Below are 18,022 nucleotides of genomic sequence, written 5' to 3' on the forward strand. Positions count from 1 at the left end.
ATCTTTGAATAGGCAGTCATTTTCTCTTAAAACAGAACCGAATGCGTCTTGAAGCAGCACAATAAAACGTGCAGAGTACACCAAATAAAAACCAAACACATGGAAGAAGTAACCATAGACAATTATTTAGATAACCACTACATTCACCGAAGCAATTGGTTAAGAGCGGCTGTTTTGGGGGCTAACGACGGAATCATCTCTGTTTCAAGTCTTGCGATTGGGGTGGCTGCGGCAAGCACGACCAGGGAACCCATCATATTAGCCACTGTGGCGGGGCTTGTAGCCGGAGCCTTATCGATGGCTGCCGGTGAATATGTTTCGGTGAGTTCGCAAACAGACACCGAAAAAGCAGATATTGAAAGAGAAAAACAAGAGCTGAAAGAAATGCCTGAAGAAGAGATGAACATCTTAGCCAAAATATATGAAAACCGGGGACTAACAAAAGAAACAGCCAAACAAGTAGCCCTTGAAATGACTCAGCATGACGCCTTGGGCACCCACATAAGAGATGAGTTGGGCATCAATGAGATGAGCCAGGCAAACCCCATACAAGCAGCCGTTGCTTCCGGGGCCGCCTTTACAGTGGGGGGTGTTCTCCCTCTTTTGGTAGTCCTTTTTACTCCCTTAACCGGAATGGAATATTGGCTGTATGGGTTCACCACCCTGTTTTTGATTATCCTGGGTGCTACTTCGGCCAAAACAGGAGGTTCAAGTGTAACAAAAGCAATCCTGCGCATTACCATATGGGGCACCATAGCAATGGGCTTATCGGCCTTGGTGGGGTATATCTTTGGTGTAAGCGTGTAGATTGGTGTACAGAATTTGACATAAGACTACATGACTTAAGACGTATGACCAAAACGGCAAGCACCAAATAACAAGCACCAAATTCCAAAGGAGTGTTCAGTTTTGGGATTTACGTACGACTATATGACTTAAGACGTATAACAAACTCATAGCGTGAAACACAGTGCGCAGTGCTCGCAAAGACCGCCAAGTTAGCTTTAATCAAACAGCTATCAGCTTTTAACTTTCAGCAAATTATCTATTTATTCTTCTCTATTTTCTCTTTTCTATTAAAAATGAGGAATCCCACAAAACCAATACATCCAGCTTTTGTAGTTTTGATTGCAGGGGGGTTTAACATTTATTTATATATTTGGGAAGCCGCTTTTTTTAACCCCCTTTTAATTGAGTTTTGAAACCTTGGTTTATAATTATTTTATATGATTATGAAATTAGTCATACAACTTGGGTTTGAAGTAGATAAACAAAAGATTAATGACATTTTTTAAATCCTTAATTATTGAAGCAAGCTTTTGGCAATCTTCACTTTTTATTTTCCTTTTATCTCTTTTAGCAGTAATAATAGGTTATGTTATTAAATATTATTTAGATATAAAAAAGTCAAAAAGAATAAAGATATTATCATTAGAATTGATTGTTGGTGCAATGTATACTAATGGTAGTTTTGTTATACCTAGTTTAAGTTTAATTATAGAAAACTTATCAAAAACTGATGTAATAATTAATTATGTTAGATTAAAATGCAAAGACGATCATGGCATGGCACCTATTTCTATGGGTTATGTTCAATTAAGTGTGTCATCGTTTAAAAATCTGTTATCAAAGTAATCTACTAAATCTCTTCTAACTGATGACCATCCAAACATTTGGCCATTCCATTTTGTTTGTGCATTTAGAGTGGCTAAATAGATTTGTTTTACTATCGCATTTTCTGAAGTAAAGGCACCTTTTGTTTTTGTGACTTTACGAACCATTCTATGATAACTCTCTATAGGATTGTTAGTATAAATACCCCTGCGTAAAGCCGGTGGGTATTTATAAAAATTAACAAGCCTTACCCAGTTGTTTCTCCAACTTCTGAAAATAATCTTGTACTTGGTACCCCACCGTTGTTCTGCTTGAATTAGATATTGTTCTGCAGCTTTTTCATTCAATGCGGTATAGATCTTTCTTAAATCCTTAATCAGAGGTTTTACATCTTTATAATTTACATATTTAAGACTGTTGCGCATTTGATGAACCAAACAAAGTTGCACATCTGCTTTTGGAAAAATATCTTCTATAGCATCAGCAAAGCCACTTAAATTGTCAATGCAAGCTACAAAAATATCTTTTACCCCACGAGTCTGTAGTTCGTGGAGTACTTGTCTCCAAAAGCTACTGGATTCATTATCCCCAAAATAGATACCCAAGACTTGCTTTTCTCCTTCTCTATTAACACCCAGGACCGAGTAAACAGCTTTAGAAACAACCTTTCCATTTTCCCTGACTTTAAAATGCATGGCATCAAGCCACATCACCGGATAAACAGAATCTAAAGGCCTGGATTGCCATTCTAGTATCTCCGGGATTATTCTATCTGTTATAGCGTTTAATGTGCCTACAGATATCTCTAAATCATACATATCCTTAAGATGATCTTGAATATCCCTATAACTCATCCCTTTGCTGTAAAGAGACAAAATCTTAGCATCAATATCGCTGGTTATGCGCCTTTGTCTTTTCTTGATAATCTCGGGTTGAAAAGAACCATTGCGGTCACGCGGCGAAAAAATATCGAAGCCACCTAATGAGCTAGAGATATTTTTTCGCCCTCGCCCATTGTGCCGATTTTTGTCTTTTTTAGAACTTTGCTCTAAATGAGAGTCCATCTCTCCTTCAAGACTGGCTTCGATCACTCGCTTGAGTAAAGGTGTAAAAACACCATCTTTACCAGTTAAAGGCTGGCCACTTGACAATCCTTTAGAAAGTTCTGTAACCAGTTTTTCAAAATCATTCTGTTTTTCTATATCTTTCATATGTCTAAATTAATAAATTATTAATTTGACACACTTTCTTGAACAGTCTCGAAAATAGAATAGATAAAATTGATAACGAAGCACTTTCTTTTCTTCATCACCGTCCTGCTGCTTGCGGGTGTGCTGTTGAGCGGCTGCACTGGGGACGCTTGTGATACCTATACCTTCCCCCAGTGTGAATCAATAGACCTTTCTGATGAGTATGACCCGGTGTGCGGTTGTGACGGGGTGACATATACCAATGCCGGTTGGGCCAGATGCATGGGTGGGCTTATTTCATATACTCCGGGGGAGTGTGAGTAAACTATTGCGCCCTTTCAGGGCTTTTTTATTGGCTGGCTGTTCAATGCGGTGGGCTCACACCCACCGTTGAGGTTCTGATGCCCCTTCAGGGCTGACTACAAAACCTAAAGAAGCAATGTTTTGAACTTGGTAGTATTTCTTAAAAGGTTTCATGGATCAAATCATTCAAAAAAACTATCTTTAATACTTCAAACCAATAACCCTCCGCTGCCGTGCGATTGCATCGCGTGGTAGCGGGGCACCCTTTTAAATTAAAACCAACCTAAAAAAACCAACTATGTATTCAAATCAAAAAACCGGAAGGATCACTGGCGCTTTGCTTTTATTTGTTTTTGTTTCAGGCATCCTAATTTTTCAAGTTTTACAAGGTCCGGTGCTTTTTTCAGACGATTATCTTTCTACCACTTCTGAGAACGCCAATCAAGTCATCGCTTCCATAGTACTCGGTATTTTTAGCGGGATCGTAACCATCGTGATTGCTACCCTGCTATTGCCCATTTTTAAACGATATAGTATGCACCTGGCCTATCTATACCTTGCCTTCTGCATCCTCAACTTTATTGCCATTATGATTGATAATGTGAGCGTACTCTCTATGTTGGAATTGAGTAAAGAATATGTGGGCAATGGCGGTGAAAGTGCGTCAACTATTTTGGAGTCGTTTGTTTCTGAAATGCATTGGTGGACCCATTATATGTATCTCTTAATTTCCTGCTTTCCTGTTTTTATACTCTATGTCACCTTATACAGTTCTAAACTGGTCCCACGTGTGATAGCTGCTTTTGGAATATTGGCGGTCGTCCTGATGTTTATTGAACAAGTAAGTTCAATTTTTGGACAGAGTATAAGTATGAATATGCTGCTTCCCATGGGATTGATTCAACTCATTCTTCCGCTTTGGTTACTGTTCAAAGGATTCAATGCATCCATACCGGAACCTGAAATGAATCAATAACTCCCGTTACAGGGTGATACCATCCCGCAGAAAAGGGGCGTGGTGATACACTGTAAAAAGGACCCAAGCGACTAGCAGGGACTTTGAATTAGAAGTCTGTTCTATGAGGGCAGGGCAGGGGGGCTCTGGTGGCTTGCGGCTGAGAGCAGTGTCAAAACAACGATTGTTAAACAATTTTTTTATATTTGTTTCAGCCTCAGAAGTTTCTCATCCTCCGCTTCGTCGCACGCTGTTGCAGAAGCTTTAGCGTAGGCGCCCTGAAGCTATGAAGCGCAAGGCGGAAGCTTTTTCAGCGAAGGGGGATAACGAAGGAGGCACTAGCCGCTTTATCATCCCCAAGAAAATAATTGCTGTAATACCCTTTTGCCGGAAACGGCATGGTTTTTAATAACGGGTTAAAAGGGACATAAGGGACTCACAGGGACTTTACCGCAGGCACAGCAGCCCGCCCCTCTAAGTCAATGTCCCTGTTGTCCCTTAAGTCCTTTATTATGAAAGAACAAAAGCAAAACAACTCAGGTTTTATCCCTCAACACGGTGGTTACCGCAATTTGATTTCCTATCAAAAAGCTGAAATCATCTATGACGGCACGATGTATTTTACGAGACGTTTTTTTGGAAAATATGACCGTACCATAGACCAAATGGTGCAGGCAGCTAGAAGTGGTAAACAAAATATTGTGGAAGCCAGTATGGCTTCTGGAACTTCAAAAGAGTTTGAAATTAAATTAACCAATGTTGCCCGGGCTTCTTTAGAGGAATTGCGAATAGATTATGAAGACTTTCTGAGAAGCAACAACTATGAAATCTGGGACAAAGGGCACCGTCTGGTGGCACGACTGCGGGAACTCAACAAAACACCCAACGCCACTTATGAAACCTTTAAAAAAGGCATAGAACATCAAAACCCTGAGATCTGTGCCAATGTGATGATTGGCCTTATCAAAGTTACAAGTTACTTATTAAACAAACAACTCAAAGCCCTGGAAGCTGCTTTTATAAAAGAAGGTGGTTTAAGAGAACGTATGACGAAGGTAAGAATTGAACAGCGCAACAAGGGTAAAAAGGAGGGTGGTGATACTCTGTAAAAGGGACTTAAGGGACTAGCAGGGACTTTGACTTAGAAGTCTGCCCTATGAGGGCAGGGGGGCTGAGGTGGCTTGTTGCTGCGTGTTTGCAGTTTCCCTTGAACGCTTATTTAACATTTTTTTTTATATTTGTTTCAGCCTCAGAAATTTAAATGAAGGAGGCAGTACTCCCCAATAGTTTTTTAAAATTAAATGGTGTGGTCTATTTGATTTATAAGCTGCATGCAGGATATCAACTAATACTCTAAACAATGTAGAAAAGGAATATGACAGCAACAAGTTGTGGAGGTATTACTTTAATATGGTTGTTAGCAGTAACTCTATGACGACACAGCAAAAATCAAACTGACGACAATGAAATTAAACATACTATTATTGCTGAGCATCTTAACTCTATTGACTTCGTGTAACGGGCAGACCGCTTCCAAGCAAAAAAACAATGAGCAGTTAAAAGAACAATTGGTAAAAGGCGACACTGTACAAGCACTTGGTAGCAGCGTTATGGTTGTTTATCAAGACAAGAAAAATAATTATTGGTTTGGAAGTTGGAAGACGGGAGTATATAGATATGATCCTTCGGCTTCCCTCAAGACAGGTGGAAAAACATTGGTCAATTATACAGCCGATCAAGGCTTACCAAACAGAATTGATGAAATAAAAGAAGATCAATCCGGCAACATATATTTTACCAGTTGTTCCCCAAATTCAACGATAGTTAAGTTTGACGGACATACATTCACGACTTTATCGCCAGTCGCCGGTAACGATTGGCAACTTAAATCCAATGATGTATGGTTTAGACATTCTTTTCAATCTGAAAAAGTATATCGGTATGACGGAAGTACGTTACATGAATTGCAGTTACCAAAACCACCAAATCTCCCCAATCCTTTTGAAATCTACACCATTTATAAAGACAAGAAAGGAAACATTTGGTTTGGCACCAACCCTGTTGGAGTGTGCCGATATGATGGGAAATCATTTGAATGGATCACAGAAGAAGATGTGACTGAATTTCGCAACGAAGGTGCAAACGGAGTGCGATCAATTGCGGAAGACAAAAATGGCGACTTTTGGTTCAATACCGAATATCGCTATCGTGTTTACGACAGCGCAACGTTAGATAACAATCAATTTTACACAAGACACCAAAGTATAGGTGGGTTAGATGGGAAAAAGGACAGCAATTTGGACGAGTATCTATCAACAGTAAGAGACGACAATAACAATTTATGGTTTGTAACCTATCGTGATGGCGTTTGGAAATATGACGGAACAAACGTCACTCATTACCCGGTTCAGTATAATTCAACAGACATTACATTATTCAGCATTTACAAAGACAACCATGGTGCCCTTTGGCTTGGAACGCACGAAAACGGGGCATTTAAATTTAATGGGACAATATTTGAAAAATTCATACTATGATAATTGAAAGAAGAGTAGCCGCTTACAATGTTTAAAAATGTATTAAAACGCATTTTACACTAAATGTAAGCGAACATTCATAAAGACCAAGCAACCAAAAAAATACAGACATAAATTGGAATGAGAACTTATTATTTTCAAATAGCTAGCATACTTCTACTTGTGCTTTCCATCATTGCCTTTTCAGACAATTTAATTACTGATGTGGGGCAAGAAAGCAACAGCGACCCGAAGTTTATTATCCACGGACTGTTGATGTTTGCCTGGTTTATACTATTTGTCATCCAAGCTAATTTTATACGAAAAAGAAATTACATAGCACATATGAAATGGGGGGTTGCAGGTTTTGTGATAGCCATTTTAGTGGTTTTAAGCACCGTATATATCATTAGTGAAGCCTATGATGGAGGCTGGAGTGCACTGAAGTATTTTGAAAAAGCAATCCTTTTATTTATACCCAGTTTTGCCGTTTTAATCCTACTGGGATATCTAAACAGAAAAAAGGGTAACAGACACAAGCGGTTTATTTATATGGGTACTTTGTTGATTCTGGAACCCATATTAGATAGGGTTGCAACAAACCTTCATATTGGAAATAATGTACTATTTGTTATTCTCGTTTGGAATGGGCTGTTCATTTCCTTGTTTGTATATGACTTGTTGACAATAAAAAAAATACATAAAATCAGTTGGATGGGATATCTATGGTTTTATGTGGTGTGGACAATTTCATTCCTCACATAAAAACGGACTTTAAAATGGCGGTACACAAAAGCGTATATGTGGTTATAGTGGTTAATTGGTAAACCGTTAACTTTGAATTTAATAGAACCTGATATGAAGATTAAATATTTTACTTTAGGTATAGTTTTAGTTGTACTAATATCTTGCAATCAAAACACTTCCAAGAATCAAAATAGTCAAGCAGCATATGATTATGGTACAAAAAATGATTCTGCCCTTTTTTATTTTAATAAAGGCTGGGAGTATATTATGGATTATGGCCAATGGACCTTGTCTGAAAAAGCTTTTAGAAAAGCGGTCGAATTTGATACCACTTTTTTGGTTGGGAAAAGTTTAGTTGGGAAAATAACCCAAGATCTTGACGAGCGGATAAGGCTGTGGGATGAATTGAACATAAAAAAACAAAACGCTTCCAAAGATGAACAATTACTGTTAGAATCAACACTCAATATATTGGAGTTATTTAATGCTCGAGACCAAAACATGAAATTGGATAAGAAATTTATGTCTGATTTTAAGGAAATGTCAGAATCCAATTATAGAGAGTTTGTTCATAAATACCCAAATGAATCTTATTTTAAAGCAGAATATTTTGAAATTTTACATTCAAATCACAATGCCCAAGTGGCTTTAGATTCATTAAATTTTCTCTCAACAACAAAACAAAAGGAACTTCCTTCTTTTATTAGTCTTGCTGCTGCCTTTGAATCTGATTTAGGAAATTATGAAAAAGCCCTTTCACTTGCAGATAAATTACAAACAAAAATCAACAATCCGGATATTCCTGCACCTTATGTATTGTATGCTCAGATTTACTCAAAGATGGATAGTCTTTCATTGACTAAAACATATATCGATAAGGCTGTAGCATTGGACACGAATCATCTAATTGCTAAAAGACTAAAAACCTATATTGACAGTAAACTAAAACCTAAAGTTAACAATGGCTTTAAGTAAATGCTTGTTCTCGTCCGTTTTTGAGAATTGTTTAGGACCAGTTTGTTGCATTGTTACAGTAATGGTGTTTTACATTTTTTTTATATTTGTTTAAGCCTCAGAAGTTTCTCATCCCCCGAAGCTTTTTCAGCGAAGGGAAACTGCGAAGGGGGATAGCGAAGGAGGCAGTACTCCCCAATGGTTTTTTTTAAATTAAATGGTGTCGCTATGTACTTTTAAACTGTATGTAAGACATTAATCAAATAAACAAACAGTTCAGAAAAGGAATAGACCAGCAAAGTCTGGTGATATTGCTTTAATACTAACGTTTGCAGTCATTAAATAATAGTTATGAAACACATTTTAATCCTTTTGATATTCATTTGGGGAGTTAGTTCCTGTAATCATCAAATAAATGAAGAGAAGGCGCCGATTATCAAAAGCGACAGTTTAGTAGTTCAGCAAGATCTCGCGCAAGTTAAGGACCTGATAAGGCATTCTTTTGAAGACATTTGGTCAAATCTGGATTCAACTAAAATAGCGACACATCACACAGATGATTTTTTGCTTCTCGAAAATGGCATTGTTTGGAATAATGATTCTGTAAAGCATTACTTAAACAGGGAACGTAAAGAAATGGAAGTCTATCAATATAAGCGGTTAAATACATTTGACTTTATACAATCAGTGCACAACCAAACTTCCATCTGGATAGCCTATAATAACTATGGAACCTGGGTAAAAGGAACTGATACTTTAGGAAGCGTACACTGGTTAGAAAGTGTAATTGCTGTAAAAGACCGTGACAAATGGAAACTACAGCAATTGCATTCTACCACTGTTAAAAATTAATAAACAAACTGCCGGAAACGTGATAAGCGTTCAAAGGTCTGAAAACCATTAGTCAATATGAAAAAGTCAGAGTTTATTCAGCATCCATCAAAATTACTGCTCATTGCTTTTGTCTTGATTTGCTGTTTTTCGTGCAAACAAAAATCAACGAATGAAAATTTAAAAACCAACACTGTAGCCCAACCTTTTGCAACATACAATCACACGGCTTTTGTTGTTAAAAATTTAGATTCAAGTGTTGCTTTTTACAACTACGTTTTTGAATTTGACACCATTCATTATCCATTTCCTTACAGAGAACACATCAGAGCAAAATGGATGTCAACAGGGAATGGTGGAGAATTGCATTTGGGGGAATTTAAAGGAGATACAACACAGTATTATGATCCCGGACATATTGGATTTACAATATCATCGATCGATACCATTCTATCAAGGTTAGAAGAATTAAACTATGAGCTTCCTGAAATGGAACATATGCCCAATGGAGAACGAACCATTCACATGGCAGATATGGATGGAAATAACATTCATATCATTGAACGAAAACAATAAAACCGGTGTATACCTAACAACATGATTAAGTTTTTTAGACGCATTAGGCATAAGTTACTGACTGAAAACAATTTCAGAAAATATCTTCTGTATGCAATTGGAGAAATAATTCTAGTAGTGATAGGGATCTTGATCGCCTTGCAGATTAATAATTGGAATGATAGAAAGCAACAACATCAATCTGATATTGAGTTTTTAAATAACTTGAAAGGGGAAATCATCTTGGATACTTTGGCATTCTCACACCAAACTAAGTGGTACAATGAAATCAATGAAAACGTACGTAGTACGCTATTTATGATAGACACCTCAGAAGCATTGAATGAGGAACAAATCAAGCTGATCAGTAAAACAATAGTTCAGGCAGAATACTTACTCCCTGTGCAAAAAAACATCGATAGGAACGGCTTGATCGTTGCCTCGGGTTCAATTAAAAGATTAAACCGGGATTTACATTATAAATACTTACGCTATCTTGAATCAATTGATTTTAGTTATGATTTGACCATCAAGCTGGGGGATGCTTTGGTTACTATTGCAAACAATGAACTATACCCAAGTGTAGATCTCAATTTTACTGACGACACTAAAAGTCAAGTAACGTTTGATCTTAAGACTCTAAAAAACAACAGAACCGTTCATAACGCACTTCAGAAGTCAATATACTATCGTGGTGCTATCATAGATGTGAATAAACCTATATTAACCAGGGCGAGGTCTATTATCGAAGCGATCGATGCTATTTTAGAGAAGGAATAGTGAATATATTTGCAACCCAGAAAGGGTTCTAAACCCCTCATGGGTTCACAAAAAAAGTGATACATTAGCAACACGATAGTCCTATTTCAAATAACTAAGTATACTAAACGAATGAATAAAATGATACACGCTATCCTGCTGTTGTTGTGTTGTTTACAAATCACAGCAATAGGTTACTCCCAGGATGTATATATAAAAGCCGGTCAACTGTTTGACAGTCAAAAAAAGGAACTCCGGCACAACCAGGTCATTTATATCAGTGGCACTTCAATTGAGTCTGTCGGTGGGTTTGAAAGCATTCCTGAGCATGCTGAAATCATTGATTTAACTGGCTATACGGTTCTTCCGGGACTGATAGATGCCCATACACATGTATTGTTTTCTCAAACCGCTAAGGATGACTTTGCGGCACATAGCATACATACCCTTGTGATGGAAAGCGAGGCGTTGAGAGTGCTTCGAGGAGCCAAAAGAGCGCAGTCTTATTTGGACGTGGGCATCACCAGCATCAAGGATTTGGGCAACTCAGGACTTTTTCTGGATACCGCCCTTAGGGATGCCATCAATGAAGGCACGGTGGCAGGTCCGCGTGTGTTTGCTTCGGGGCCCATACTGGCAGCAGCAGGAGGGCAGCTTTATGGGGTGCCTTCTGACCAACAACACATTATAGATGAAGAATACCGCATTGTAAAAGGAGTGGAGGACGCCCGTAACGCGGTGCGTGAACACGTCAATCAAAACGTAAACCTTATTAAAATATGTGCAGACAACCTCCCCAATAAAGCATTGCTCTCTGTAGATGAAATGAAAGCCATCGTTCAAACAGCCCATGAATATGGCCTGACCGTAACCGCCCATGCCGTGACCAATCAATCTGCCTGGAACGCCATTGAGGCAGGAGTAGACGGCATTGAACACGGTTTTAATATAGCTGATAGCACCTTGACGTTGATGGCACAAAAAAAGGTGTTTCTGGTGCCCACAGAAAACAGCAGGGCCTATATGGAACAATATGCTACCCTGGCAGGCTATGAAACCGGAGAGGCAGACTGGATTGATTATTATATGGAGAATATGAAAAAGAGACTTACAAGCGCACTAAACAAAGGAGTTCCCATTGTTGCAGGTTCTGATAACTATACTCATATCGGTGGGACACGCGGGGAGTCGTCAAGAGATATGTTTCGCTATTATTTTGAAGCGGGAATGCACCCCTTGGATATATTACATTCAGCCACGTATCTTTCTGCAGTTTGTTTAAACAAGGAGAAAGAGATTGGCAGTCTCATACCCGGAGCTAAAGCAGATATCATTGCCGTAAAAGGGAATCTGGAAAACGACTTTCTCAAAACCCTAGAACAATTGGTGTTTGTCATGAAAAACGGCGCTGTCTACCTTCAAAAAATGGAATAAAGGTTTTTGTCCAACCCTTGAAGGGTTCTAAACCCTTCAAGGGTTAATTACGTATTATGCTTCTTGAAAACTATTTTCTCTTAACATGGTTTTCCATAAAACCTTACATCTCTATTAAACTTAATAATTCCTGTATTTTTTCTACCTTTAAGATTTAAAATCAGGATGTATTTATAGAGCAAATGGTAAGCATTTAGAATACGCACATAAAGTTTTATATGGAAAAAAATGTAGTAGATAGAAATAATGTAATTCAATTTGGAAACGGGCAACAGCCCATGCTTTTTGCCCATGGGTATGGATGTGACCAAACCATGTGGCGCTTTATTACCCCTGAATTTGAAAACGAATATAAAATAGTACTTTTTGATCATACCGGTTCAGGTAATTCAGATGAATCGGCTTACGATTTTGAAAAATATGACTCCTTGGATGGATATGCCCAAGATGTCATTGAACTCTGTGAGGAGCTGAAACTCAGTAAGGTGATTTTCATAGGGCACTCAGTGAGCTGTATGATTGGTGTGCTGGCAGCCATTCAGCGGCCTGAGCTTTTTGAGAAGCTTATTTTGATAGGTCCCTCACCACGTTATATCAACCAGGCCGAGTATTATGGTGGGTTCACAAAATCCGATATCGAAGATATGGTGGAGACCCTTGAGAGCAATTATTTGGGTTGGTCCAGCCACATCACGCCAATCATCACGGGGCACCCTGAAAAACCGGAGTACTCAGATGAACTGCATAACAGCTTTTGCCGTATGAATCCTGAGATTGCCAAGCACTTTGCAAAGGTCACTTTTCTGGGGGATAACCGGGAGGACCTTGCAAAAGTGAGTGTACCTGCCCAGGTCATTCAAAGCAACCCTGATGTGATTTCACGCATTGAAGTAGGTCAATATGTCCATAAGCATTTGCAGAACAGTATCTATACAGAAATAAAAGTACCGGGACACACGCCACATCTCACAAACCCGGAGGCAACCATTGCAGCGATGAGACTGTTTCTTTAATGAGTGAAATGAAAAAACAAGTAACAGACCAGCTTCTCGATAACGCACCCTGTGGCTATTTGCAAATGGATACAGAAGGTACTGTATTGCAAATGAATAAAACATTAAGAAGGTGGCTTGGTTTTGAGGAGGAAGGAGCCTTAGAAGTCCATTCCATAGAGGATTTGTTCAGTATGGGAGGGAAGGTATACTACAATACCCATATACAACCTTTGCTGCAAATGCAAAGGGAAGCCTCAGAAATCAATGTCTCGTTGAAAGGTAAAAACGCGACGACCTTACCGGTCTTGTTAAATGCAAAAAAAGATGCCCCTGAGCGCGGTAAAAAGGAAACATTCAGCGTGTTTGTAATAGACATCAGACAGCGAAAGCTGTATGAAAGTGAGTTATTGAAAGAACGTAAAAATGCAGAGGCCGCCTTAAAAAAGTTGAAACAAGTAAATAAAGACCTCGAGCAGTTTGCCCATACAGCTTCTCACGACCTTCAGAGTCCGTTGAGAACGATATCCGGAATGATTCATTTGCTCGAAAAGAAAAAGCTAATTACACCCGGCTCAGAAAGTGCCAAATTGTTTTCCCTGATTAAAAGCAATTCCAATCAAATGAGATTGATGGTTCGCGATCTGCTTGAATATTCAAAAGTAGATGAGGACCCGTCTGTTTTTTCCCCTGTTTCAATTGAGGCAGTATGCAGGCAGGCGATTGATTTGCTGAAGGATGCTGTGGAAAAGAACGGGGCAATGTTTGATATAACTGAAATGCCAGTGATTTCAGGTTCAAAATCACAACTTGTAAGGCTTTTTCAGAACCTTTTTGAGAATTCAATAAAATACCGGTCAAAAGAAGCACCCCATATTGTAGTGACACACAAAACAACCAATGGGTTTGAGTGTATTCAGGTGAGTGATAATGGGATTGGGTTTGAAAAGGAACAGGCAACCAATATATTTACATTTATGAAGCGGTTGCATGCCAATGATAAGATACCCGGCACAGGGGTGGGCCTTGCGGCTTGTAAACGTATTATGAGAAATCACGGGGGTTCGATAAGCGCAGAAGCAGCACCGGGAAAGGGAGCTGTTTTTACACTTCAATTTCCGAGAGAGTGAATAATTAAGAATTAAGAATTAATAATTAGGAATGGATTGTTGCGGTTTTATTGATGGTATTCAGCTAACTATATCTTGCTCTCATATCTTGAAAATAGGAGTTGATGAATTACAGTTAGTCTGTTTGATTGAACGACAATAAAGAAAGGGAGCCTCTCCCCAAAGGACTCCCTTCTTTTTTCAGATTAAGTGTTAGCGTTTGTAAGCTTTAAGAAACCGTTTCTTGATTGGTCTTCAATATTCCAATTACTTCATTCCGGTTTTTTCCTAATCTGATTGCTATTTTTTTAATTAAGGTTGCTATAGTTCCTTCTTGATAGTTCAGATCTTCATTTGTTAGAGTTGGGTAAAATCTTTTCAATGTACTTGACTGTTTTTCCCAGTCACCTTTTATTTTAAATTCTTCAATTGTACTTTTCTCATCGATAGTTTTAGGATTCATAATTTGATGATTTATAGTATCTCTTTTGCACTGATACAAAGATGACACAATCTTGGCTGTTTTATGTTACAAAACTCAAGGAGAAGGTTACATAACTTTGTGTTTTCATTGGTAACCGAATATCGTTTGTTGCTCTTCTAAGGTTACAAATGATGTAAAGAGTAGTATCAATTTGAAATTGAGTAGTTATGGTTTATTGACAAGCAGCAAAAGGTTTATCACCATTATTATAGCTTCGACAGACTAAGAATAGAAGGATAAAAAAAAGGGAGCCTCAACCCAAAGGACTCCCTTATTAAATACAGATTAGGTGTTAGCATTGATAAGCTTAATGAAACCGTTACTTGATTGGTTTGTAAAATTCCAATAACTTCATTTCGGTTTGTTCCTAGTCTGGATTTAAATTTGTTAATAGTTCTTTTTCATTACCCGCTTGATAGCAAACGCTTCATTTGTAAGCATTGGGTAATTGTCTTTTTTCTTGAAATTAAAGGTCTTGTTTAGAGCCTCAATTGTTCATATTCAAAGATGACTAATTCTTGAACAAATAGTGTTACATAACTTCTGTAGAAGGTTACACAATTATGAGATTTTCAATGGGGATTATATTTAACTTTAGCATTGGGCACGATTGTATGGTTCGATGGAAATATTAGATTATATTTTATAATTTTATCACCACTCAACAATCAAAAACAATGAATACAAACAAAGATAAAGATATATTTAGAGCACCGGATTGGAAAAGTGGTTTGCTGCACCGAGCTCCCTATTGGCTGAAGGGAAAGAAAACACTCCATTCTTTTTTGAAACGGAGTTCAGGCATGAACCCAATGTCCCTCTTGAATGGCATCCTCATTGCGGACGCTTTTTAAAGTTGATTCCTCATCAGCTTATCAAACTCACCTGGACGCCTGGCCCATGGTGCTGGAACTCCTGGAGAAGAGCTTCAAAACAATTGGAACCGAAAAGGAGTAATCCATCAAATAAAGTGTGGGTGTCTTTTTTTTGTATTGGTTTATAAAAAATCTGTATTTTCAATTTTATTATTTTCTATTACAACGTTCAAAAAAAAACATCCCTTAAACTAACCAATCTACGATGAAATCCATTCAAATCGAAATCAAGTGGGCACTTATGTTCACTGTAGTAGGACTGTTGTGGATGGTGCTTGAAACGCTGGCGGAGCTTCACGACACATACATTGACTACCAAATTTACCTCATCAAGCTGTTTGTCATTTCTGCGATTGTGATGATGTTATTGGCTGCTTCCGGCAAATAAAAAACAGATTAAACCCTTTTAACTTCTTCTGAACCTTTACATCTTTTAACATTCTACACCATAGAATTAGCAAAGCATTAATAGGCTTAGCTCTTTAGTTTTTATAAATTATGTCTACAACATCAATATTAAAAAAACTATTAATTATGAAAACTGACAATTTATTTGAAAAAGGTGCAATTGAGAAAATAAAATCATTAGCAGAGAAAATTAAAATAGCGATGATTCTAACGAATCTTAAGGAACGCCCTATAAGTGTAAACCCTATGACTACGAAAAAGGTTGATGAAACGGGTGCCATTTGGTTTTTAAGTCAACTGAAAAGCGAACATAATGTCAACATTCAGTTAGACAGTAAAGTTCAGTTGATCTATAGTGATCCTAATTAAAAACAATATTTGAGTGTTTATGGTGATGCAATGATTGAGAGTCGTTATCCCATAAAAAAAGAACTTTACAGTGAAGAAGATGATCGCTGGTTTAACGGGCTTGATGATGTCAATCTAACAGCAATCAAAGTGATACCACAAAAAGCATTTTATTGGGATAAAACCAAAAATAAATTCATCAATATGTTAGAAGAAACCCTGGGAACTGTTACCGGAGAGACAAAAGATAACTTTAAAAAGGGTAAGATTGAAGTAGAATGATCTATTTTTATTAGCCTTTATAGTTGAAATTTAGTTAAAGAATCTCATTAAAAAACTAAAAAAATGAATACCAAAAAATCAAACAATCAAAAAAAGGAAACAAAAGATGATTTTAATTCAAACTTGACGAAGGAAGAAAAAGAAATGCTGAATGAAGAAAACATTCATAAATCAGGTGGCGATGATTTGCAACTGCGTAACCTGGACAGACTAAATTCTGAAAGTATTGATTTTGAAGGAAAAGACCTGGATGTTCCGGGAAGAAGTAGAAAAAGGAAACATACCAATGAACACCTGTTGATTGATGAAGAAAATGAATTACACAGTCAAGGCGGAAATCACAAAGAACTGGAAAGAAACCAAAGCACATTCAAAGAAAACCAAAACAATTCAAAAAAATAATTTAACTATCTAGTAAGCTGTATTGAAGAATAACAAACTTAAAAAGGTTCTGGGTTTTTGGGATCTGCTCTTCTTTGGTGTTGGAAGTATTGTTGGTGCGGGAATTTACGCCATTATTGGAGAAGCTGCAGCCCTGAGCGGCAATTTATTGTGGCTTAGTTTTGTGCTGGCTGCAGTCGTGGCATTACTAACAGGATTATCCTATTCAGAGTTTGTGAGCCGTTTTCCTGATGCTGGTGGAAGTTTTGAATACATCAAGCAAAGTATGGGTATGAAAACGGCACTCTTTATGTCCTTTTTTATGGCTTTTACCGGTATTGTGGCAGCTGCGGCAATTGCTCTTAGCTTTGCTGATTATCTGGGTCGATTGACTGATATTTCCTGGAGGATTATTGTAGTGGGCATCATTTTTTTTATGACTGCTTTTAATACTATAGGCTCAAAAATGAGCTCCTATTTTAATTCTTTAGCCACAATAATCACCCTGCTTGGGTTGGTTTTTGTTATTGTGGTATCACTTCCAAATTTTGAAAACACCAATTTACTTGAAGCAACTGAGTCTGGATGGCACGGTATATTTGCGGGAAGTGCTTTGATCTTCTTTAGTTATATTGGTTTTGAAGACCTCGTGAAAATGGCAGAAGAGACCAATAAACCCAAAACAAACATGCCCAAAGCGATCATATTGAGCAGTGTCATTGTACTCATTCTATATGTATTCATTGCTATAAGTGCTTTGGGAACACTCCATTGGAAAACATTGTCAACTTCCGGAGGTCCCTTGGCCGAAGTTATTGAATCAGAAATCGGGTCTGTTGGAGCTACACTTTTAATTGTGGTCGCTTTGTTTGCAACTAGTAAAACTATTTTAAGTAATATACTGGGGACTTCACGCTTATTTTATGATGTGGCTCGTGACAGTAAAATTGCAAATTTGAAAAAATTAACCATACTGCTAGGCCCTGGAAAAACACCGGTTTATGCTATAGCATTAATAGGCCTGCTTTCTCTCAGTTTTGCTATGGTAGGCAACCTGAAAGTGGTAGCAAGTATCAGCAATGTGTTTATTTTTATTGTATTTGGAATGGTTAATTTAGCGTTGTTAAAGTTCAGGTTGAGTCATAAGGAGAAAGAACACGAGCAACCACCGTTTAGAGTTCCGTTTAATATAAAAAACATCCCGGTTCCTACTGTATTAGCCTTGCTCTCAACCCTTGTCTTTTTTGGATATAATATTTATAATATACTGGAAGGTTTTTAAATT

At 37.8% G+C, this 18,022-nt stretch carries 19 protein-coding genes and 1 pseudogene; 18 read left to right on the forward strand and 2 right to left on the reverse strand.

The window, feature by feature from the left end:
* Positions 1-99: 99 nt before the first annotated feature.
* Both IEV69_RS08535 and IEV69_RS08540 read left to right on the forward strand, forming a co-directional pair.
* The gene (locus IEV69_RS08535; protein ID WP_188441491.1) at positions 100-807 is read left to right on the forward strand and encodes a VIT1/CCC1 transporter family protein; all 708 of its coding nucleotides are present in this window, start codon (positions 100-102) and stop codon (positions 805-807) included.
* Positions 808-1,281: 474 nt separating this feature from the next.
* Complete coding sequence (locus IEV69_RS08540) at positions 1,282-1,635, forward strand: hypothetical protein (protein WP_188441493.1); 354 nt, start codon at positions 1,282-1,284, stop codon at positions 1,633-1,635.
* Here IEV69_RS08540 and IEV69_RS08545 read toward each other — a convergent pair.
* The gene (locus IEV69_RS08545) at positions 1,593-2,825 is read right to left on the reverse strand and encodes an IS256 family transposase (protein ID WP_188441495.1); all 1,233 of its coding nucleotides are present in this window, start codon (positions 2,823-2,825) and stop codon (positions 1,593-1,595) included. The genes IEV69_RS08540 and IEV69_RS08545 overlap by 43 nt on opposite strands.
* Before the next feature lie 580 nt (positions 2,826-3,405).
* Here IEV69_RS08545 and IEV69_RS08550 point away from each other — a divergent pair.
* The 11 genes from IEV69_RS08550 (at position 3,406) to IEV69_RS08600 (ending at position 13,980) form a co-directional block, all read left to right on the forward strand.
* Positions 3,406-4,083, forward strand: coding sequence for a DUF4386 domain-containing protein (locus IEV69_RS08550; protein ID WP_188441497.1), 678 nt, complete (start codon positions 3,406-3,408; stop codon positions 4,081-4,083).
* Between the two features lie 491 nt (positions 4,084-4,574).
* Entirely contained in the window at positions 4,575-5,171 is a 597-nt protein-coding gene (locus IEV69_RS08555) for a four helix bundle suffix domain-containing protein (RefSeq protein WP_188441499.1), read from the forward strand.
* Positions 5,172-5,525: 354 nt separating this feature from the next.
* A complete protein-coding gene (locus IEV69_RS08560) occupies positions 5,526-6,599 on the forward strand; it encodes a ligand-binding sensor domain-containing protein (RefSeq protein ID WP_188441501.1) in 1,074 nt (357 codons plus the stop codon).
* Between the two features lie 120 nt (positions 6,600-6,719).
* Positions 6,720-7,343, forward strand: coding sequence for a hypothetical protein (locus IEV69_RS08565; RefSeq protein ID WP_188441503.1), 624 nt, complete (start codon positions 6,720-6,722; stop codon positions 7,341-7,343).
* Positions 7,344-7,415: 72 nt separating this feature from the next.
* Positions 7,416-8,300, forward strand: coding sequence for a tetratricopeptide repeat protein (locus IEV69_RS08570; RefSeq protein ID WP_188441505.1), 885 nt, complete (start codon positions 7,416-7,418; stop codon positions 8,298-8,300).
* A gap of 330 nt (positions 8,301-8,630) precedes the next feature.
* Positions 8,631-9,131 carry a DUF4440 domain-containing protein gene (locus IEV69_RS08575; RefSeq protein WP_188441506.1) on the forward strand — a complete coding sequence of 167 codons (501 nt, stop codon included), beginning with the start codon at positions 8,631-8,633 and terminating at the stop codon, positions 9,129-9,131.
* Positions 9,132-9,188: 57 nt separating this feature from the next.
* On the forward strand, positions 9,189-9,686 hold the full coding sequence (locus IEV69_RS08580; RefSeq protein ID WP_188441508.1) for a VOC family protein: 498 nt from the start codon (positions 9,189-9,191) through the stop codon (positions 9,684-9,686).
* Between the two features lie 21 nt (positions 9,687-9,707).
* Positions 9,708-10,445 (forward strand): DUF6090 family protein, encoded by a 738-nt coding sequence (locus tag IEV69_RS08585; protein ID WP_188441510.1) that lies wholly within the window; start codon positions 9,708-9,710, stop codon positions 10,443-10,445.
* 111 nt (positions 10,446-10,556) lie between these two features.
* The gene (locus IEV69_RS08590) at positions 10,557-11,858 is read left to right on the forward strand and encodes a metal-dependent hydrolase family protein (RefSeq protein WP_188441512.1); all 1,302 of its coding nucleotides are present in this window, start codon (positions 10,557-10,559) and stop codon (positions 11,856-11,858) included.
* Between the two features lie 218 nt (positions 11,859-12,076).
* Positions 12,077-12,871, forward strand: a complete 795-nt coding sequence (locus IEV69_RS08595; protein WP_188441514.1) for an alpha/beta fold hydrolase — start codon at positions 12,077-12,079, stop codon at positions 12,869-12,871.
* Between the two features lie 8 nt (positions 12,872-12,879).
* Positions 12,880-13,980: a sensor histidine kinase gene (locus IEV69_RS08600; protein ID WP_188441515.1), complete on the forward strand. Its 1,101-nt coding sequence runs from the start codon at positions 12,880-12,882 to the stop codon at positions 13,978-13,980.
* Between the two features lie 208 nt (positions 13,981-14,188).
* Here IEV69_RS08600 and IEV69_RS08605 read toward each other — a convergent pair whose 3' ends face one another.
* A complete protein-coding gene (locus tag IEV69_RS08605) occupies positions 14,189-14,422 on the reverse strand; it encodes a hypothetical protein (protein WP_188441517.1) in 234 nt (77 codons plus the stop codon).
* Between the two features lie 846 nt (positions 14,423-15,268).
* Between IEV69_RS08605 and IEV69_RS13955 the strand changes: the two genes are divergently transcribed.
* From IEV69_RS13955 to IEV69_RS08630, 5 genes and pseudogenes are all read left to right on the forward strand, one after another.
* Complete coding sequence (locus tag IEV69_RS13955) at positions 15,269-15,400, forward strand: hypothetical protein (protein WP_262891972.1); 132 nt, start codon at positions 15,269-15,271, stop codon at positions 15,398-15,400.
* A 159-nt stretch (positions 15,401-15,559) separates the two neighbouring features.
* A complete protein-coding gene (locus IEV69_RS08610; protein ID WP_188441519.1) occupies positions 15,560-15,706 on the forward strand; it encodes a hypothetical protein in 147 nt (48 codons plus the stop codon).
* Positions 15,707-15,852: 146 nt separating this feature from the next.
* Positions 15,853-16,356 (forward strand): annotated as a pseudogene (locus tag IEV69_RS13895) (pyridoxamine 5'-phosphate oxidase family protein).
* Between the two features lie 63 nt (positions 16,357-16,419).
* Positions 16,420-16,758: a hypothetical protein gene (locus tag IEV69_RS08625; RefSeq protein ID WP_188441525.1), complete on the forward strand. Its 339-nt coding sequence runs from the start codon at positions 16,420-16,422 to the stop codon at positions 16,756-16,758.
* A 22-nt stretch (positions 16,759-16,780) separates the two neighbouring features.
* Positions 16,781-18,019, forward strand: coding sequence for an APC family permease (locus IEV69_RS08630; protein ID WP_188441527.1), 1,239 nt, complete (start codon positions 16,781-16,783; stop codon positions 18,017-18,019).
* The last annotated feature ends 3 nt before the right edge of the window (positions 18,020-18,022 follow it).

It is taken from the genome of Planktosalinus lacus (assembly GCF_014640155.1).
Lineage (GTDB): Bacteria > Bacteroidota > Bacteroidia > Flavobacteriales > Flavobacteriaceae > Planktosalinus > Planktosalinus lacus.